At 72.6% G+C, this 16,025-nt stretch carries 21 protein-coding genes; 9 read left to right on the forward strand and 12 right to left on the reverse strand.

The window, feature by feature from the left end:
- The 3 genes from O3Q52_RS31660 to O3Q52_RS31670 all read left to right on the forward strand — a co-directional run.
- Positions 1 to 1,270 (forward strand): cyclopropane-fatty-acyl-phospholipid synthase family protein (locus O3Q52_RS31660; protein ID WP_269652118.1); only part of this gene is annotated, 1,270 nt, incomplete at its 5' end.
- Positions 1,267 to 2,085, forward strand: coding sequence for a DUF1295 domain-containing protein (locus O3Q52_RS31665; protein WP_269652119.1), 819 nt, complete (start codon positions 1,267 to 1,269; stop codon positions 2,083 to 2,085). The genes O3Q52_RS31660 and O3Q52_RS31665, both read left to right, overlap by 4 nt.
- A gap of 118 nt (positions 2,086 to 2,203) precedes the next feature.
- Positions 2,204 to 2,869, forward strand: a complete 666-nt coding sequence (locus O3Q52_RS31670; protein ID WP_269652120.1) for an alpha/beta fold hydrolase — start codon at positions 2,204 to 2,206, stop codon at positions 2,867 to 2,869.
- On the opposite strand, the gene O3Q52_RS31675 is transcribed toward O3Q52_RS31670, so the two are convergent.
- From O3Q52_RS31675 to O3Q52_RS31705, 7 genes are all read right to left on the reverse strand, one after another.
- A complete protein-coding gene (locus O3Q52_RS31675) occupies positions 2,839 to 3,792 on the reverse strand; it encodes a YihY/virulence factor BrkB family protein (RefSeq protein ID WP_269652121.1) in 954 nt (317 codons plus the stop codon). The two genes, O3Q52_RS31670 and O3Q52_RS31675, sit on opposite strands and share 31 nt — an antisense overlap.
- Entirely contained in the window at positions 3,782 to 4,366 is a 585-nt protein-coding gene (locus O3Q52_RS31680) for a hypothetical protein (protein ID WP_269652122.1), read from the reverse strand. Before O3Q52_RS31680 ends, O3Q52_RS31675 begins: the two co-directional genes overlap by 11 nt.
- Positions 4,366 to 5,361, reverse strand: coding sequence for a DUF6286 domain-containing Asp23/Gls24 family envelope stress response protein (locus tag O3Q52_RS31685; protein WP_269652123.1), 996 nt, complete (start codon positions 5,359 to 5,361; stop codon positions 4,366 to 4,368). Before O3Q52_RS31685 ends, O3Q52_RS31680 begins: the two co-directional genes overlap by 1 nt.
- Complete coding sequence (locus O3Q52_RS31690; RefSeq protein WP_157881328.1) at positions 5,358 to 5,543, reverse strand: hypothetical protein; 186 nt, start codon at positions 5,541 to 5,543, stop codon at positions 5,358 to 5,360. Before O3Q52_RS31690 ends, O3Q52_RS31685 begins: the two co-directional genes overlap by 4 nt.
- 53 nt (positions 5,544 to 5,596) lie before the next feature.
- A complete protein-coding gene (locus O3Q52_RS31695) occupies positions 5,597 to 6,106 on the reverse strand; it encodes an Asp23/Gls24 family envelope stress response protein (protein ID WP_269652124.1) in 510 nt (169 codons plus the stop codon).
- A 141-nt stretch (positions 6,107 to 6,247) separates the two neighbouring features.
- Positions 6,248 to 6,901 carry a fasciclin domain-containing protein gene (locus O3Q52_RS31700; protein ID WP_269652125.1) on the reverse strand — a complete coding sequence of 218 codons (654 nt, stop codon included), beginning with the start codon at positions 6,899 to 6,901 and terminating at the stop codon, positions 6,248 to 6,250.
- A 70-nt stretch (positions 6,902 to 6,971) separates the two neighbouring features.
- The gene (locus O3Q52_RS31705) at positions 6,972 to 8,576 is read right to left on the reverse strand and encodes a molybdopterin-dependent oxidoreductase (RefSeq protein ID WP_269652126.1); all 1,605 of its coding nucleotides are present in this window, start codon (positions 8,574 to 8,576) and stop codon (positions 6,972 to 6,974) included.
- Between the two features lie 299 nt (positions 8,577 to 8,875).
- Here O3Q52_RS31705 and O3Q52_RS31710 point away from each other — a divergent pair, with 299 nt between their 5' ends.
- Genes O3Q52_RS31710 through O3Q52_RS31720 form a run of 3 tightly spaced genes read left to right on the forward strand, consistent with a single transcriptional unit; the run spans position 8,876 to position 10,442 of the window.
- Positions 8,876 to 9,469 (forward strand): RNA polymerase sigma factor, encoded by a 594-nt coding sequence (locus O3Q52_RS31710; protein ID WP_190228120.1) that lies wholly within the window; start codon positions 8,876 to 8,878, stop codon positions 9,467 to 9,469.
- Positions 9,466 to 10,095, forward strand: a complete 630-nt coding sequence (locus tag O3Q52_RS31715; protein WP_269652127.1) for an Asp23/Gls24 family envelope stress response protein — start codon at positions 9,466 to 9,468, stop codon at positions 10,093 to 10,095. The genes O3Q52_RS31710 and O3Q52_RS31715 overlap by 4 nt, the downstream gene beginning before the upstream one ends.
- The gene (locus O3Q52_RS31720; RefSeq protein ID WP_269652128.1) at positions 10,092 to 10,442 is read left to right on the forward strand and encodes a hypothetical protein; all 351 of its coding nucleotides are present in this window, start codon (positions 10,092 to 10,094) and stop codon (positions 10,440 to 10,442) included. Before O3Q52_RS31715 ends, O3Q52_RS31720 begins: the two co-directional genes overlap by 4 nt.
- Positions 10,443 to 10,676: 234 nt before the next feature.
- Here O3Q52_RS31720 and O3Q52_RS31725 read toward each other — a convergent pair whose 3' ends face one another.
- On the reverse strand, positions 10,677 to 11,429 hold the full coding sequence (locus O3Q52_RS31725; protein ID WP_269652129.1) for an anti-sigma factor: 753 nt from the start codon (positions 11,427 to 11,429) through the stop codon (positions 10,677 to 10,679).
- Entirely contained in the window at positions 11,426 to 12,010 is a 585-nt protein-coding gene (locus O3Q52_RS31730; RefSeq protein ID WP_269652130.1) for a sigma-70 family RNA polymerase sigma factor, read from the reverse strand. The genes O3Q52_RS31725 and O3Q52_RS31730 overlap by 4 nt, the downstream gene beginning before the upstream one ends.
- 857 nt (positions 12,011 to 12,867) lie before the next feature.
- Between O3Q52_RS31730 and O3Q52_RS31735 the strand changes: the two genes are divergently transcribed.
- Together O3Q52_RS31735 and O3Q52_RS31740 are read left to right on the forward strand one after the other, a co-directional pair.
- On the forward strand, positions 12,868 to 13,350 hold the full coding sequence (locus O3Q52_RS31735; protein ID WP_269652131.1) for a hemerythrin domain-containing protein: 483 nt from the start codon (positions 12,868 to 12,870) through the stop codon (positions 13,348 to 13,350).
- A 74-nt stretch (positions 13,351 to 13,424) separates the two neighbouring features.
- Positions 13,425 to 13,901, forward strand: coding sequence for a MarR family winged helix-turn-helix transcriptional regulator (locus tag O3Q52_RS31740; RefSeq protein ID WP_269652136.1), 477 nt, complete (start codon positions 13,425 to 13,427; stop codon positions 13,899 to 13,901).
- Here the strand turns inward: O3Q52_RS31740 and cofC are convergent.
- Both cofC and O3Q52_RS31750 read right to left on the reverse strand, forming a co-directional pair.
- Positions 13,871 to 14,575 carry a 2-phospho-L-lactate guanylyltransferase gene (gene cofC / locus O3Q52_RS31745; RefSeq protein WP_269652132.1) on the reverse strand — a complete coding sequence of 235 codons (705 nt, stop codon included), beginning with the start codon at positions 14,573 to 14,575 and terminating at the stop codon, positions 13,871 to 13,873. The genes O3Q52_RS31740 and cofC overlap by 31 nt on opposite strands.
- Before the next feature lie 4 nt (positions 14,576 to 14,579).
- Positions 14,580 to 15,062 (reverse strand): nuclear transport factor 2 family protein, encoded by a 483-nt coding sequence (locus tag O3Q52_RS31750; RefSeq protein WP_269652133.1) that lies wholly within the window; start codon positions 15,060 to 15,062, stop codon positions 14,580 to 14,582.
- A 121-nt stretch (positions 15,063 to 15,183) separates the two neighbouring features.
- On the opposite strand from O3Q52_RS31750, the gene O3Q52_RS31755 reads away from it, so the two are divergent.
- A complete protein-coding gene (locus O3Q52_RS31755) occupies positions 15,184 to 15,438 on the forward strand; it encodes an acyl carrier protein (RefSeq protein WP_055613729.1) in 255 nt (84 codons plus the stop codon).
- Here the strand turns inward: O3Q52_RS31755 and O3Q52_RS31760 are convergent.
- Positions 15,420 to 16,025, reverse strand: a 606-nt coding sequence (locus O3Q52_RS31760) for an acyltransferase domain-containing protein (RefSeq protein WP_269652135.1), incomplete at its 5' end; no start/stop codon positions are given. The two genes, O3Q52_RS31755 and O3Q52_RS31760, sit on opposite strands and share 19 nt — an antisense overlap.

Below are 16,025 nucleotides of genomic sequence, written 5' to 3' on the forward strand. Positions count from 1 at the left end.
CGCCACCGCCACTGCCACCGCCACCGCAACCGTCGACGCCGCAGGCTGGCCCGACGTCTCCGCCGTACCGGCCGCCTCACGGCTCCGTACCGCCGTGACCGCCGCCCTCGTCCGGCGGGCCCTCGACGGGCTGCCCCTGCGGGCCCGGTTCGCCGGTTCCGAGGACATCGGGCTGGGCGGGCCGCTGATCGACGTCCGCGACCCGACCGCCTTCCACGCCCGCATCGGTACCCACGGCCTGGTCGGGTTCGGCGAGTCCTACATGGCCGGCGAGTGGGACGCTCCCGACCTGGTGGCCGCCCTCACCGTGCTCGCCGGGCACGCCGCCGACCTGATCCCGGCCCCGCTGCAACGGCTGCGCCGCCTGTGGGCACCGCGCCACCCGCACGACGAGCGCAACACCCCCGACGGCTCCCGCGCCAACATCAGCCGCCACTACGACCTGTCCAACGACCTGTTCGCCCTCTTCCTCGACGACACCCTCACCTACTCCTCCGCCGTCTTCCGGGGCTTCCCCGCGAGCCGGGACCGGCTCGCCGCGGCCCAGCACCGCAAGATCGACCGGCTGCTCGACCTCGCCGACGTGGGCGAGGGCACCCGGCTGTTGGAGATCGGCACCGGATGGGGCGAACTCGCCCTGCGGGCCGCCGCGAGGGGCGCCCGCGTCACCTCGCTCACCCTCTCCCGGGAACAGCGGGACCTGGCACGCCAGCGGGTGCGCGCGGCCGGCCTCGACGAGCGGGTCTCCGTCGAGCTCTGCGACTACCGCGAGGCCCGCGGGAAATACGACGCCGTGGTCAGTGTGGAGATGATCGAGGCGGTCGGCGCGGAGTTCTGGCCGGTGTACTTCCGCGCCCTGGACGAGCGGCTGGACCCGGGCGGCCGGATGGCACTCCAGGCCATCACCATGCCGCACGACCGGATGCTCGCCTCCCGCGACACCTTCACCTGGATCCACAAGTACGTCTTCCCCGGCGGCCTCATCCCGTCCACCGAGGCGATCGAGGAGACCGCCCGAGCCGGCACCGGGCTGCGCCTGGCCCGCCGCGACGCCTTCGGCGCCCATTACGCCGAGACCCTGCGCCTGTGGCGCGAGCGGTTCACCGAACGGGCCGACGAGGTCGAGGCGCTCGGCTTCGACGACGTCTTCCGCAGGCTGTGGACCTTCTATCTCGCCTACTCCGAGGCCGGGTTCCGGGCCGGCTACCTCGACGTACAGCAGTACCTCTTCACCAAGCAGAACCCTGCCGGGGGAGTGGGCCGACCGTGAACGGCTTCCCGTGGAGCGCGTTCGTGCCCAACCTCGTCTGGGCCGCCGCCGCGGCGTTCACGGTCATGCTCGCCACGTTCGCCGTCGCGGTGCGCGCGGGCGTGCACCGGATCGTGGACGTCGCCTGGGGGATCGGCTTCACGGCGGTGGCCGGCGTGACCTTCGCCCTCTCCACCGGTGAGGGCGATCTCGTACGACGGTTGCTGGTGACCTCGCTGACGGCGGTCTGGGGTCTGCGCCTGGCGGTACACATCGGCCGCCGGGGCCGGGGCCACGGCGAGGACCCGCGCTACGAGGCGATGCTGGCCAAGGCCCCCGGCAGCCGGAACGCGTACGCGCTGCGCATCGTCTACCTCCTCCAGGGCGCGCTGGTCTGGCTGGTGTCCCTGCCCGTGCAGGCCGCGCAGTACGTGCCCGGCCCACCGTCCGCCCTCGCCTGGGCCGGTACGGCGCTGTGGGCGGTCGGGATCGGCTTCGAGGCGGTCGGGGACGCCCAACTGGCCCGGTTCCGGGCCGATCCCGCCAACCGGGGCCGGATCATGGACCGGGGGCTGTGGGCCTGGACCCGGCACCCCAACTACTTCGGGGACTTCTGCGTGTGGTGGGGCCTGTTCCTGCTTGCCTGCGATTCCCTGGGCGCCGCCGCCGTGTCCGTCGCGTCCCCCGTGGTGATGAGCCTGCTGCTGACCCGGGGCAGCGGGAAGCGGCTGCTGGAACGGCACATGGCCGACCGGCCCGGGTATGCCGAGTACCGGGCCCGCACCAGCGGTTTCTTCCCCCGCCCGCCTCGACCGAGGGGGCCGGGGCAGGCGTGACGGACCGGACCGGGGAGGATACGGCTGCCCGAGGACCACAGCACCATCCGCGCGGGGGTGTGCACGGAGACATGAGGAGCGCCTCATCGAGCCACAGGACCACACCGGACACGTTCCGTTGACGGTGCGACGGCATCCGTCGCGCCCGAGGGCGGCCGTCCTGGTGCTGCACGGCGGCCAGGCGACGAGCGAACGCCCCGCGCGGCCCTGGCAGCTCGCCGCGTTGCGCATGGACCCTGTCGTGCGCGCGGTGACCACCGCACTGCCGCACCAGGACGTCCTGGTCGCCCAGGTCCGCTACCGCCTCCGCGGCTGGAACGGCGAACGGGCCGACCCGGCACGGGACACCCTGCGCGCGCTGGACGGCCTCGCCGAACTCGCCGGCCCCGTGCCGACCGTACTGCTCGGCCACTCCATGGGCGGCCGGGCGGCCCTGCACGCCGCCGGTCACCCGCTGGTGCACGGTGTGGTCGCCCTCGCGCCGTGGTGGCCGCCGGGCGAGCCGGTGGAGCAGACGGCGGACCGGCACGTCGTCGTCCTGCACGGCGAACGGGACCGCGTGACCTCGCCCACCGAGTCGGCCGCCGGCGTGCGCCGGGCACGGGACAAGGCGGCGCTGGCGGGGATGGCGGTCATCGCCGACGGCGACCACGCGATGCTGCGCCGCCACCGCTTCTGGCATGACACCACCGGCGCCGTCGTCGCCCACCTGCTCGACCCGTCCGGCGCACTCGACCCGCTGCCCGAGGCGTGCTACGGGACAGGGACCTTCCCCGTGCTCTGACCGGTCTCGCAGGCGCGGACGTCCGCACCCTTGGCGAGTTCCGCGGCGAACTGCGCACCGCTCAGCAGCGCGAGGTTCGACAGCCACAGCCAGATCAGGAAGACGACGATGCCGGAAAGCGAGCCGTACAGCCGGCTGTAGGCGCCGAGAGTCGAGGCGTACGACGAGAATCCCGCGGAGACGGTCAGCCACAGCGCGGCGGCCAGTGCGCCGCCGGGCAGGCTGTGCCCGCGCCGGCGTGCCCCGGCCGGACCGGTGTGGAAGACGACCACGACCAGCAGGGCGACCAGACACAGCAGCACCGGCCAGCGCAGCAGGCTCCACGCCCAGGCGGCGGTGGTGTCCACGCCGAGGATCCGGCCGACGGCCTCCGCGAGCGGGCCGGTCAGCAGCAGGGTGAGCGAGCCGACGAGGAGCAGGCCGAGCAGCGCGAGCGCGGTCAGCACGATGCGGGGCGCCTTGCGCCAGGGCGAACGCCGGTCCTCGACACGGTGCATGCGGTGCAGGGCGCGGCGGAAGACGGCGAGGTAACTGGAGGCCGACCACAGAGCGCTGGCCGCCCCCGCCACCAGCAGGGGCCAGACCGTCCCGTCCGTGCCCAGCGCGCGGGTCAGGACGGCGTGCAGCTCGGCACCGGACTGGGCCGGGGCGTACGCGGTGACGTGGGTGACGAACTCCTCGGCCGTGTCCGGGCTGATCATGCCGAACGCCAGGACGGTGGCCAGCATCGCGGGGAGCACGGCCAGGATCGCGTAGTACGTCAGTGCCGCCGCGTAGTCCGTGATGTCGTCGTTCCACAGGGACGCCGGTGTGCGCCGCAGTGCGGGCCACCAGGTGGCCGGCAGCCGTGGCCACTGCGGCCGCCCGGGCCGATGTGCCGGGCGGACCCCGCCGGGCACGTCGGTGTACGGCTCAGCGGACATGGCGTGTTCGGTGCGGGGCGGCACTCAGGCGGACCCGTGTACGGGCCGTGTACGGCGTCGCCGCCCTGTCGGCCTCTGCCGTCGCCGTACGGAGAGCGGGCAGGACGGCGTCCGGGGGTGTGTCCGGTTCCAGCCAGACGCGCAGACGCACCTCCAGCCGCTGTCGGCGACGGGGAAGTACCCGGGCGCGGCTGCGGGCGATGCCGGGGAGGGCCGCCACGCGTGCGGCCAGCGCCTCGGCCAGGGCCTGAGGGCGCACTGTGCAGCCGGGGGAGGGCAGGGCGAGTCGCCGGGCCCGGCCTGAACGCGACTGCCCGAGGGACCAGAGCGCGAACAGCACGGCCAGGCCGGTCGACGCGGCCACGACGGTGGGCGTCCACCAGCCCTCGCCGCGCAACTGCGCGAGCCGGTCCCCGTCCAGAAGGACGGTGCCCGTACCGGCGGTGGGCCACCACGCCGGCAGCCGGTCCGCGAAGGCGGGGTCCGCGGCGGTGAGCCATGAGCCCGTCAGGAAGAGCGAGAGTCCTACGGCGCCGAGGACGGTCCGGTTGACGGCGGTACGGGTGCGGGCCATCACCGGTCACCTCCCGGGGCGGACGCGAGGGCTGAGGCGGGTGTGGATCGGCCGCCACCGTCTCCCGGTGTCGCCCCGCTCGCGTCCGCCGTCGGGGCGGGCGGCTGCCAGACCGGTTCCGGAGCGACGACCACCCGCAACCGGGGGTCGCGGCGCAGATGGCAGGTGGTCACGGCGGCTCGGGCGGCGGCCGTGGCGGCGGCGTGGGCGCCTGCCCGGTCGCCGAAGGCGAGCCCGGCCCGCACGGTGACTCGTCGGCGTCGTACCCGAACTCGTACCGCTCCGATGCCCTCCACGTCTCCCACCGCGTCGCGGACCAGGGACTGAACCGCCGAACGGTCCACTGCCGCGTCGACGTGATACGCCGAGGTGCGGACGGTGGACCGGTGACGGCGGCCGGGGGTGAGGGCGAGGACGACCATCCAGATGCCGACCAGGGCCGTCAGCCCGCCCGCGACGAGGACGGCCGGGTCGCCGGGCCCGTGCCCGGCCAGCCAGTGCACGGCGGAGGTGCGCCAGGCCGCGGCCGGCAGGTGCGCGGTGTGCACCTGAACCACGTCGAGGGCGAGCGCACCGCAGCCCAGGGCGGCCACCGAGGTGAGGACGGCGACCGGGACGCGGCGCTGGGACCACCAGCGCCAGGGAGCGCTCTTCGGGACGGCGTCCTCGGCCGGGGACACCAGGGGCTGGGCAGACGTCGGCGCGGCAAGCGCGATGACGCTGATGCGCGCGGCCGATACCTCCAGCCCCGTCAGCTCCCGGGTGCGCTCCACCACATGCCGCTGAACCTCCCGCACGGTGTCGGCCAGTGGAGCCGGATAAGGCAGCGTCACCCCGAGGGACACCTCCGCCCTCCTGCCGCGCACGGACGTCGCGGCCCGGGCCGTGCGGGCACCGCCCGGCCCGGGCAGTGCCTCGGTGGTGGCCCGCTCGGCGATCCGGCGCACCGCCCGCTCCGAGACGGTGGTGGTGCCCCGCTGCGCGGCGGCGGTCATCGACGGCTCCGCTCGAACGCGTCCCGTACGTCCTGGACACTGCCGCCGCCGTCGGCCCACCGGCCCACCACCCAGCCCAGGCCGCCGAGAGCGGCCACGAGCAGGAACGCGCCGAACCCGCCGAAGAACCCGGCGAACGCCAGGGCCATGCCCGCGACCATCCCCATGAACGGTGTACTCATGCCCATCCACCTCTCACCCGGTCCACTCCTCCCGGTGCCCGTGACCGGGTGCTTTACTCCACGCGGGCTTCGGCCGTGGCTCCGGGCTCGTCCTCGTCGGGCAGGTGGACGTCGTTGACCGTGACGTTCACCTCGACGACCTCAAGACCGGTGATGCGTTCCACGGCGGAGATGACGTTCTCCCGTACGTCCTGGGCGGCGTCCATGACGGACACCCCGTACTCGACGACCAGGTCGAGGTCGATGGCCGTCTGCCGCTCGCCCACCTCGACCTTCACTCCCCGCCCCACGTTGGGCCGGCCGCCGGGCACGCGGTCGCGTACCGCGCCGATGGTGCGCGAGAGGCCGCCGCCCATGTCGTACACGCCGGGGATCTCCCGGGCGGCGATGCCCGCCACCTTCACGACGACGACGTCGGCGATCGACGTCCGGCCTCGGTTCGCGGCCGGCTGGTCGGCTCCCGCCGTGCCGCCGGACACGGCGGTCGTGGCCTGGGTCTGTGGCGACCTGCCGGTCTGCGGGGTGGACAGTTCCTTGGCGGCTGGTGCGGTCTGCGTGGTCATGGCACGTCCCTTTCCGACTTGTCCTGCCTCGTTGCTGATGTGCTCTCACTCCTTCAGACCCGGCCCGGCCGCGTCTGTGACGCGGGTACCCGGAAAGACCTCGGGGCGCCACCGAAGTGGCGCCCCGAGGTCGACGGTCCGTCAGCTGGTGGGCATGAGGACGGTGTCGATGATGTAGACGTTGGCGTTGGCGGTCTTGACGTTGCCGCAGACCACCTTGGCGGAGTCGTTGACGGTGTACGACTCGCCCGAGCCGGAGGTGGTGAGCTTCGACTTCTCCAGCGTGTCGAAGGAGCCGTTCTCCAGGTCCTTCGGGGCCAGCTTCTGGCCCACCACGTGGTAGGTGAGGATCTTCGTCAGCTGGGCCTTGTCGTTGAGGACCTTGTCCAGGGTCGCCTCGGGGATCTTCGCGAAGGCGTCGTTGGTCGGCGCGAACACGGTGATGTTCTGGGCGTTGTTGAGGGTGTCGACGAGCCCGGCCTTCTTCACCGCCGTGACCAGCGTGGACAGGGCGGGGTTGTTGGACGCGGCGGTGGCCACCGGGTCCTGTGCCATGCCGTCGAAGGAGCCGGCGCCGTCCTTCGGGACCGCGGAACAGGCCGTACCGAAGGGCTGGTCGGCCGTGGAGGCATCGCCGGAGCTGCCCATGCCGTCGTCGGCCGCCGGGGCCGACGCCTTGGCGGAGGAGTCCGACTTGGCGGAGTCGCCGCTGTCGTCCGAGCAGGCGCTCAGGGTCAGCGGGAGCACTGCGGCGGCGGCCACGGTCATGGCGGCACGGCGGATACGGGTGTTCATGATATTTCTCCTGTTGGTCGGCGCGGCTGCGGCCGCGCTCGTACGGGGGTGGGAAAAGTGGCTCGGTGCGTCACTCGGCGGTGACGACGACGGAGTGCCATCCACTGGCGCCGTCGGGGATGGTCCGCGCGCGCTTCTCGGTCTGCACCCGGCCGTCGCCGTCGGTGGCGCGCACGGTGAGGGTGTGACCACCCTTGGCGGCCCGCCAGGCGAAGGACCACTGGCGCCAGGTGTCGCGCGAGTCCTCCGCCGCCAGCCGGGCCTCGGCCCAGGGGCCGTCGTCGACGCGGATCTCGACCTTGTCGATGCCGCGATGCTGGGCCCAGGCGACCCCGGCGACCATGACCGTGCCGGCCTTCGGGCGGGCGAACGGCTTGGGCGTGTCGATGCGGGACTGGGTCTTGATCGGTGCTTTTCGGGCCCAGTCGCGCTTGACCCAGTACGGGTCGTAGCTGTCGAACGTCGTGAGCTCGATGTCCTTGATCCACTTGCAGGCGGAGACGTAGCCGTAGAGGCCGGGCACGACCATGCGGACAGGAAAGCCGTGTTCGAAGGGCAGCGGTTCGCCGTTCATGCCCAGGGCGAGGAGGGCGTCGCGGCCGTCCATCAGGTCCTCGACCGGGCTGCCGATCGTCATGCCGTCCACCGAGCGGGCCACCAGCTGGTCCGCCGGGCCTCCTTCCGAGGGCGGCTTCACCCCGCACCCGGCCAGCAGGTCCGCCAGGCATACGCCGATCCAGCGGGCGTTGCCGACGTACGGGCCGCCGACCTCGTTCGACACGCAGGTGAGCGTGATGTCGCGCTCGATCAGCTCGCGCCGCATCAGGTCGTCGAAGGTGAGGGTGACCGGCCGGGTGACACCCTCGCCGTGGATGCGCAGCCGCCATGCGGTCGCGTCGACCTTGGGCACCACCAGGGCGGTGTCGACGCGGTAGAAGTCACCGCTGGGTGTGACGAAGGGACTGACCCCGGGGAGCCGCAGCTGGGCACCCTTGGGTACGGCCCGGGCAGGGGAGCCGGGCGCGGGCAGCACCAGGTTCCTGCGGGAGGCGACCGCGTCCCGGCCGCTCGAACCGCTCAGGGAGCGGCCGAGCAGCCCGGCGCCGGCGGACGCGACAGCCGCGGCGCTCGCCGCGATCACGAAGCCCCGGCGGTCCCATCCCTCGTCGGACGCCGGTGCGCCGGGCGCGGGTTTCGGGGGTGCGAGACGGCCCACGAGGACGTACAGCAGTACGGCTCCGGCGGCGGCGCCGGCCACGGACGGCAGCGCGTCGGCGACACCGGTCGAGTCGGGCCTGCCGGTCGCGGCGACCGCGCCGACGGCTCCGAACAGCAGCACGCCGGCCGCCCCGGTGCGCCGGAACCGCAGCGCGGCAATTCCCAGCGCCAGCGCGAAAAGCGCCAGTACCGCGAGAATTCCCAGCTGCAGAACCAGTTTGTCGTCGCTGCCGAAATTGCGGATCGCCCAGTCCTTCACCGCGGCGGGCGTACGGTCGATCGCCGCGCCGCCGACCGCGACAACCGGACCGGCCTGCGGACGCACTCCGCCCGCCACCAGCTCGGCGACCGCGAGTGCCGCGAAACCCGCCAACGCGCCACTGAGCGTGCCCAGCAGCGGCCGGGTCGGGCTGCTGCGGCGACATCCGCTCCGTGGTTCCTGCTCGTTCTCGGTCACGGGGGGAATCCGGTTCCGAAAGCCGCGCGGATTGGTCGCTCCCACGATCGGATGAATTTCCTTTTCCGACCAATCCGCGCCCGCTTCGGCTACGGATTGCGAATCAAAGAGGTACCCAAAGGGGGCCTTTGCCGTCTGGCCGTCGAGCGGCAACGCATTGTGCCGGCGCGCATCGGAGCCCTCCTGCCCGTGCCGGCCCCGCCCCGCTTCCGTACGGTGCCCGTTTCCCGAAGTTCTCCGTAACGGGGACGGTTCCACGGTGTCCAACCTTCAGAACACCGGACGAGAGGAGTCGCGCAGTGGCGGGGGCCCGCACACAGAGCGAACCACCGGACACCCGGGCCGACACGACGGCCCCGGACGACGTCCTGCTGGTCGTCCGTGCCGCGGAAGGGGACGAGGACGCCTTCGCCGTGCTCGTGCAGAGCCACGCGGCGGCGCTGATCCGCCTCGCCACGAGCCTGCTCGGGACCGGCGCCGAGGCGGAGGACGCCGTACAGGACGCCTTCCTCAGCGCCTGGCGGCGGCTGCCGGAGTTCCAGGGGCGCTCCTCCTTCGGCACCTGGATGTACCGGATCGTCACCAACCGCTGTCTGAACGTGCTGCGGGCCCGCAAGCCCGTGGCACCGCTGGAGGCGGCCGGTGACGTGCCCGCGGCCGAGTACACCACCTCCCCGGCCCGGATCACCGAGGGCCGCGACGCGGTCCGCGAACTGCGGGAAGCCCTCGACCTGCTCTCGGCCGAACAACGGGCCTGCTGGGTACTGCGGGAACTGGACGGCCGGTCCTACGAGTTCGTCGCGGACGCGGTCGGTATCAGCCAGGAGGCCGTCCGCGCCCGTGTCTTCCGAGCACGTCGTTGTCTCACACAAGCACTGGGGGCCTGGCGATGACCGACCGCACCGACCCGTCGAACAGCGCGTTCACCCACGCTGACGACGACGAACTCCTGCCGTGCGGACGGCTGGTGACGCGGACCTGGGACGACTGGGAACAGCAGACCGACGACGCGCACCTGCGGTCCTGCCCGCACTGCCGGGACGCAGTGCGGGGACTGGACGACCTGGAGTCCGTGGTGCGCGGCCTGCGAGCGGAGTCGGCGGACACCTCCGCCTACGACGCCGAGCCGCTGACCCGGCGGATCATGGACGTCGTACGCCTCGAACTACGACCGGGCCGTCCCCTGCCCCTCGGCGAACCCGCCGAGGATCTGTGGATCATGGAGGCCGTCGCGGCCCGCACGCTGCGCGCGGCGGCCGAGACGGTCGCGGGCGTCCGGACGGGTTCCTGCCGCCTTGTCGACGCCCGCGCCGACGGCACCGACGATTCCGTCGCGGTCCGCCTGGACATCCACGCTCCGGTCGGTGTCCCCCTGCCGGAACTCACCGACCGGGTACGCGCCCGGGTGCGGGAGGCCGCGGACCGCGAACTGGGCATGGTCCTGGCGTCCGTGGACATCCGTGTCACCGACCTCGTCGCCGGCACGGCCGACGACGGCCAGGAAGGTCGTACGCCATGACCGCGCACCACGAGATCACCGCGCACGCCAAGCTCGTCGAGGAAGTCGCCACGGCTGTTCAGGGCGTGTCGGGAGTGGCCTTCCTCAGACCGGGTCTGGCCGACCGGCTGCGCTCCGCGCCGGCACGGCCCACGCCAGGCACCGGCGGGGCACCTTCCGGAGTGCGCATGACCCGGCCGGACGGCGAGGGCCCGTGGCACGTCGAGATCCACGTCGTCGCACTTCGGCAGGCCAGGACCCTGGACGTGGCCCGTGTCGTCCGGCGCACCGTCGAGTGCCGCCTGGACTCCCTGGTGCCCGCGTACCCGGCGCCCAGGGTCACCGTGACGGTCACGGGCCTCGTCTGACGCCGGATCACCGAATCGAGCCCGGCCTCCTCCGGCAGCCGCCCCGGCACACGCCGTGCCGGGACGGCCGTGCGGCGGGCTGTACGGCACCCGCCGTCGGCCGGGCCGGGCACCGGTCCGTGGGCCGGACCGCAGTGGGTCCGGCCCACGAACCGGTACGGCTCGTCTCCCAGGACGGGACCGTGGACGATAGGGCCTCGACGTCGCCGGTCGGCCGGTCGGCCGGTCGGCCGTTCAGCCAGGGAAGGTCATCAGGGCGAGCGGCGCGGATGTGGGCTCCTTCGAGCCGCCGCCGGGTTCGACGGTGATGCCCATGCCCGACGCCTTGTCGACGGTGCCCCGCATCAGGACGGCCTGGTCACTGCGGTCGGGGTCCATCAGGCCGGCCGACCGCATAGTCCCGCCTTCGTCGAACCAGAGCTGGTAGACCTTCCCTCCGGGAGGACGGGCCATCCCGGAGGCGACGAACACGGCCTTGTCCCGGCTGCGGGAGACGACGACAGTACCGGTCGCGCCGTCGGCCAGTCCGGCGGCCCGGGTTCTGGCGTCCGGCGCGGCCAGTACGGCGGCGACCTCGTCCGCCGCCCGCTCGGTGCGGCGCGCCTGGTCGCGGGCGTCCTCGGCCCGCTGGTGCTGCCACACGGCTGTCCCCCCGAGCGTCGTGGCCGCCGCAAGGCAGGCGGCGAGCGCCCACCTGGACAGCACCCCGGCCCGCAGACGGGCCCGGAGGGGGAGGGCCTGGGCCGGCCGGCCGGGCGTCTCCTGCCGGACCGCGGTGATCCGGCGCAGCACCTGCTCGCGCAGCACCGGGCGGGGCGCCGTGGCGACGGCGAGTCCCAGGCGGGCCGCGGTCGCGCTCAGTTCGGCCGTCTCCTGCGCGCACGCTTCGCAGCCCGGCAGGTGGCGCTCGAACGCGGCGCTCTCCTCGTCGGACAGAGCGTGCAGTGCGTAGGCGCCCGTCAGCCGATGCAGATCGATGGTCGTCACGCGGTCACCCCCAGGCAGTCGCGCAGCCGGATGAGCCCGTCGCGCAGTCGGGTCTTGACGGTCCCCAGCGGAACCGCCAGCGCCTCCGCCACCTCGCGGTAGGTCAGCCCCCGGTAGTACGCCAGGGTGACGGCCTGGTGCTGGAGCTCGGTCAGCGTGCGCAGACAGCGCCGTACCTGTTCGCGCTCCAGCCGTGCCTCGACGTGCTCGGCCACCTCGTCGTACTCGGGCAGCTGCTCCAGCAGCGCGGCCTTGTGGTCCCGGGCGGCCGCGGCGTCCACCGAGCGCACCCGGTCCACCGCCCTGCGGTGCGCCAGGGTGAGGATCCAGTTGATGGCCGTGCCGACGTCGGGCCGGTAGCGGGGAGAGGTCCGCCACACCTCCACGAGAACCTCCTGCGCCACTTCCTCCGACTGCGCCTGATCGCGCAGCACGGCGCGCACCACACCCATCACTGGACTGACCACGGCGTCGTAGACGCCGGCGAACGCGTCCTCGTCACCCAGAGCCACACGGCTCACCAACTCCTGCAAGTCAGGCCCCGCCGAGGGATTTCCACTGATCTGCACTACTTCTTTCACCGAGGGCCTCCACGGTCTGGACATGTCCGGGCGTAATCCGTTCCCGCCGAGACCCTGGATTGGTTGCACTGACGATGAAATTGCAGGTGACGTGCGAGAGCGCGGACGGCACGGCAACGATCACCGGGACTCACCGGTGCGCCAGGAGCCCTGCCGGTCATGCTTCGGTCGGTGACGGCCATCGGCCGGTTCGACCCGCCCCGTGCGAGGCCGCACGAAGGCATGGCCGGCCGGTTCGGAAGGCTTCGGGCCGTGTCGACGAGCGCGATACGAAAGCGTTCACAGGCCGCCGGGGAGAACCTGTCCGGTGGGTGCAACCGCGGGTGGTGTCCGGTACCGGCCTCCCCGGCGTACAGCCCGACTCGTCTGCCTCTATCCCCCGGTGTGCCGGCGGGCGGCGGTGGCGGAGGGCCCGGGACGGGGGCAGGACTGGGCATTTCAAGAGCCTTTCGGGGAACGACAGTTGGTCCGTCCGTCCGGACGACCGGCGGACCCGGTGCGGGACGGCGGATCGAAGTGAGCCGCGGGATCCGTCCCGCACCCGCGGAGGACATACGGAGGGATGACCGGCTCGTCACCAGGAAACGGACAGCCGCGGCTCGGTCGGCCTCGCGGTCCTTCTCGTCCCTGGTGCACTCACCTGACCAGACCGAACCCCGTTTGTACGCGCCCAGTGCGCACGCCACTCGATCGGATTACGGGGCGGGGCGGGACGGCCACCGGCGGACTGCCGCTGCCCGCTCGTGACTCGCTAGGGCCGGACAGGTCAGGCAGTTGAGTGATTGACGGCAGTCCGGGAGCCTCTGTAATCTCAAGGTGAGTTTGCTTTGAAAACAAACTGTTTCTGGAGGGCCTCCATGCCAGTTCCTCAGCACATCGACAGCCAAGCCGCCGGGCGGCAGTTGCTCGTCGGGCACCGGGAACTGCGCGCGCAGCTCGCGGCGTTGCGGGCCGCGCTCGATGAGGAGGGCGGGCTCGCGGCGGCCGTGGGTGGGAACGGCGACGGTGTCTCCCTCGTGCAGCAGTTACGAGTCCGCTGCCTGGAGTACTGCCTCGGGCTCCACCACCACCACACCATGGAGGACGGCGCCTTCCCCGTCTTCGAGCAGCGATATCCCGAGATCGCCCCCGTTATCGAGCGGTTGAGGGAAGAGCATCGGCAGGTGGCCGCCGGGCTCGACCGGCTCACCAAGCTCGTGGAGAGCGACGACGGGCAGGATGTGAACTGGTTGCGGGGGGAGTTGGAGCGGACCGTGGCCGGTATCGAGGAGCATTTCGTCTACGAGGAGACGTACCTGCTTCCCGCCCTGGGGGTGACCCCGCCCGGCCCCACCTCCTAAGACGGCGCCGCGCCACCTCGTACGACGGCGCCGCAACACCGTCCGGTACCGTGGCGGATCTGGAGGTCGAAGAGATGCCAGAGGAGCCGGACGCGCGCAGTCGTCTCACCACCGAAGAGGCGGTTCGGGCGATGCTGGTCACCCTGCCGCGGTTGGTCTCCCGCGCCAAGCGCACCCCCGTGCCCGAGCAGTTGCGCTCGTTGCGGCTGGCGCCCCGGCATCTCTCCCTGCTGTCTTGCCTCATCTTCGACGGGCCCACGTCCGTCAAGGACCTCGCCGCCCGGCTGGAGGTCGCGCCGACCACGGTCAGTCTGATGGTCAGCGACCTGCAGCGCGAGGGGGTCGTGGAGCGTCGCTCCGATCCCGACGACCGCAGGCGCAGCATCGTCTCGCTCACCGAGGACCCCACCACCCGCGCGGCCGTCGACGCCTGGCTGGCCAGTGGGGCCACGGCCTGGCGCAAGGTCTTCGACGACCTCAGTCCGCAGGAGCGCGCGACCTTCGTACGGGCCATCCAGCGTTACGAGGAAACGGTCGCCGAAGCACCCTGAATGTCCTGGACGCCCTGAGATCCTTGAACGGGGTCGGCCGCCGCCGGAAACCTCGCCTTTCGCAGGCGGAACAGCGCCGCCGTGTACGGGCCCACCCCTCGCAGCGCCACCCGCGCCAGGTCCTCCGGGGTGTCAACGTCGAGCCGGATGCCGCAGTCGCCCGGCATGTCGACGGGGAACGCCCCGAGCGAGGCGTGCCGGTGCGCGGAGTCGGGGCCGAAGGCGGGAGCGAGGCCGGAGGTGGTGAGCGCGGTCAGGACGGTGGTTCCCTCGCCGGTGTGGTCGGCGACGAAGGCCCGCTGGTGGTGACGGGCCTCCCGCAGGACGTGCTCCAGTTCGCGCGGGCGCAGGCCAGGCAGGTCGGCGGTGAGCGCCGCCACCGGCCCCTCGGGGCCCACCGAGCGGCACTTGGCGGCCCCCAGGCGTACGGCGTCGTTCAGATCGGGATCGGGTGCGTCCGGACAGACCAGCGCGCCCAGGGTGCGGGCCTGCGAGGCGGCCAGCGGGTCGGCCGTCACCACCACGACCGTACGGACCCCTTCGGTGTTCCGTACCGCCCACAGTGTGTCCAGGAAGAAGGCGTGGGCCAGTTCCTGGCGCCACGGTCCCAGCCCCGCCGCGAGCCGGCTCTTGGCCCTGCTGAACGACTTGACCGGGAGCACGACCGACCACACGGGCTCAGCCCTGCGTCCGGGCGCGCACCACGAGGTCGTCCCGCTCGATGACCCGGGACCGGCTGCGCAGCACACCGGACACCCGGACCAGGATGTCCCGGACGAAGCAGGTCGGCTCCACCAGGACGGCACCCTGCGCGGAAGTGACCGTCACCGTCGCGTAGTAGCTGGTGGACACCGTGCCGTCGTCTGCCTCCTCGACCGTCATCATGTCGAACCAGTGCCGGGGCTGCGCGCCGTCGAACCTGCCCGCCGCCGCCCGCGCGCCCGCCTCGATCGCCTCGGGGCCGGTGAGTACGGTGCCGCCCGCGAGGCGGAACTCCGCGTCCGCGACGAACGTGGCGGCGAAACCGCCGAAGTCGTCCCCGTCCATCCGGTGCATCTGCCGGGCGTAGAACTGCGTCACCTCCACGTACAGCTCGGGGGAGGGGAGCTTGGGAGCGTTCTCCGTCGTAGCGTCAGTGGTCATCGTCTCGTCAGTCGTCATGGTGGCGATGCTGTAGTCGCCGACTGGAGCCGGGATCGAGCGGCGGCGGAGCCGACGGAGTCCCCCTGCCGTCGAGCCGGTCTCCAGCAGCCGTCGAGTGCGACCGCACAGGGTGTGCCGCATGGCTGAATTCACCATCACCGAGTTCCAGAGCGTCGTGAACGCCTGCTTCGACGGAGCCACCAGTGAGGAGATCAAGGATTCCACGCTGCACACCGAGTTCACCGACCTCGGTTTCGACTCGCTCACCGTGTACGAGATCGTGACCCGCATCCAGGACGACTTCAAGGTCAGCGTGCCCGACGAACAGCTCGACGAGCTCACCACCCCCGCCGCCCTCATCCAGTACGTCCAAGGTCAGCTCACCACCGTGTGATCCCCTGTGTGATCCCGCTGTTCCCCCAGCCGGTGCAACACCTCGGCGAACACCCGCGCGTCGGCCGGGCCACCGGCGTCCCGGCCGACGGCCAGCAGGGGGACCACCTCGCTGGCGCCGTCCCGCACCGCGGGGTGGTGCCGTGCGGGGGCGCTCAGGCTCCGGTCCGCGGAGCCGTCGAGCAGCAGCAGCCCCGGCCGCCTCCCCAAGGTGTCCAGCAGTTCCCGCAGAGCCGGCCAGTACCGCACCGGGGCGGCCAACTGCCCGCCCCAGAAGTGCGGATCCCGCGCCTGCTCCGCGGTCACCGCGACCCCGGTGCGGGAGGACACGACCGTGCCGGCGGCTCGGGGGGCACGCGGCCCGAAACCCGCCAGCGCCTCACCGAAGCGCAGCGCGGCCCCTTCCATGACAGGGCTGTGGAAGGCGTGCCCCGACCGCAGCGCGCGTACCAGGATCCCGCGGTCCCGCAGCCGTCGCTCCACGGCGGCCAGTGCCTCCCGCGGGCCCGCCAGCACCGTCTGACGCGGCCCGTTGAGCGCCGCGACGGCCCTTCCCGAGGGCACCGACCTCGTGGTCACCTCGCCGGG

The sequence above is a fragment of the Streptomyces sp. ActVer genome (assembly GCF_027270795.1).
GTDB classification, from domain to species: domain Bacteria; phylum Actinomycetota; class Actinomycetes; order Streptomycetales; family Streptomycetaceae; genus Streptomyces; species Streptomyces umbrinus_A.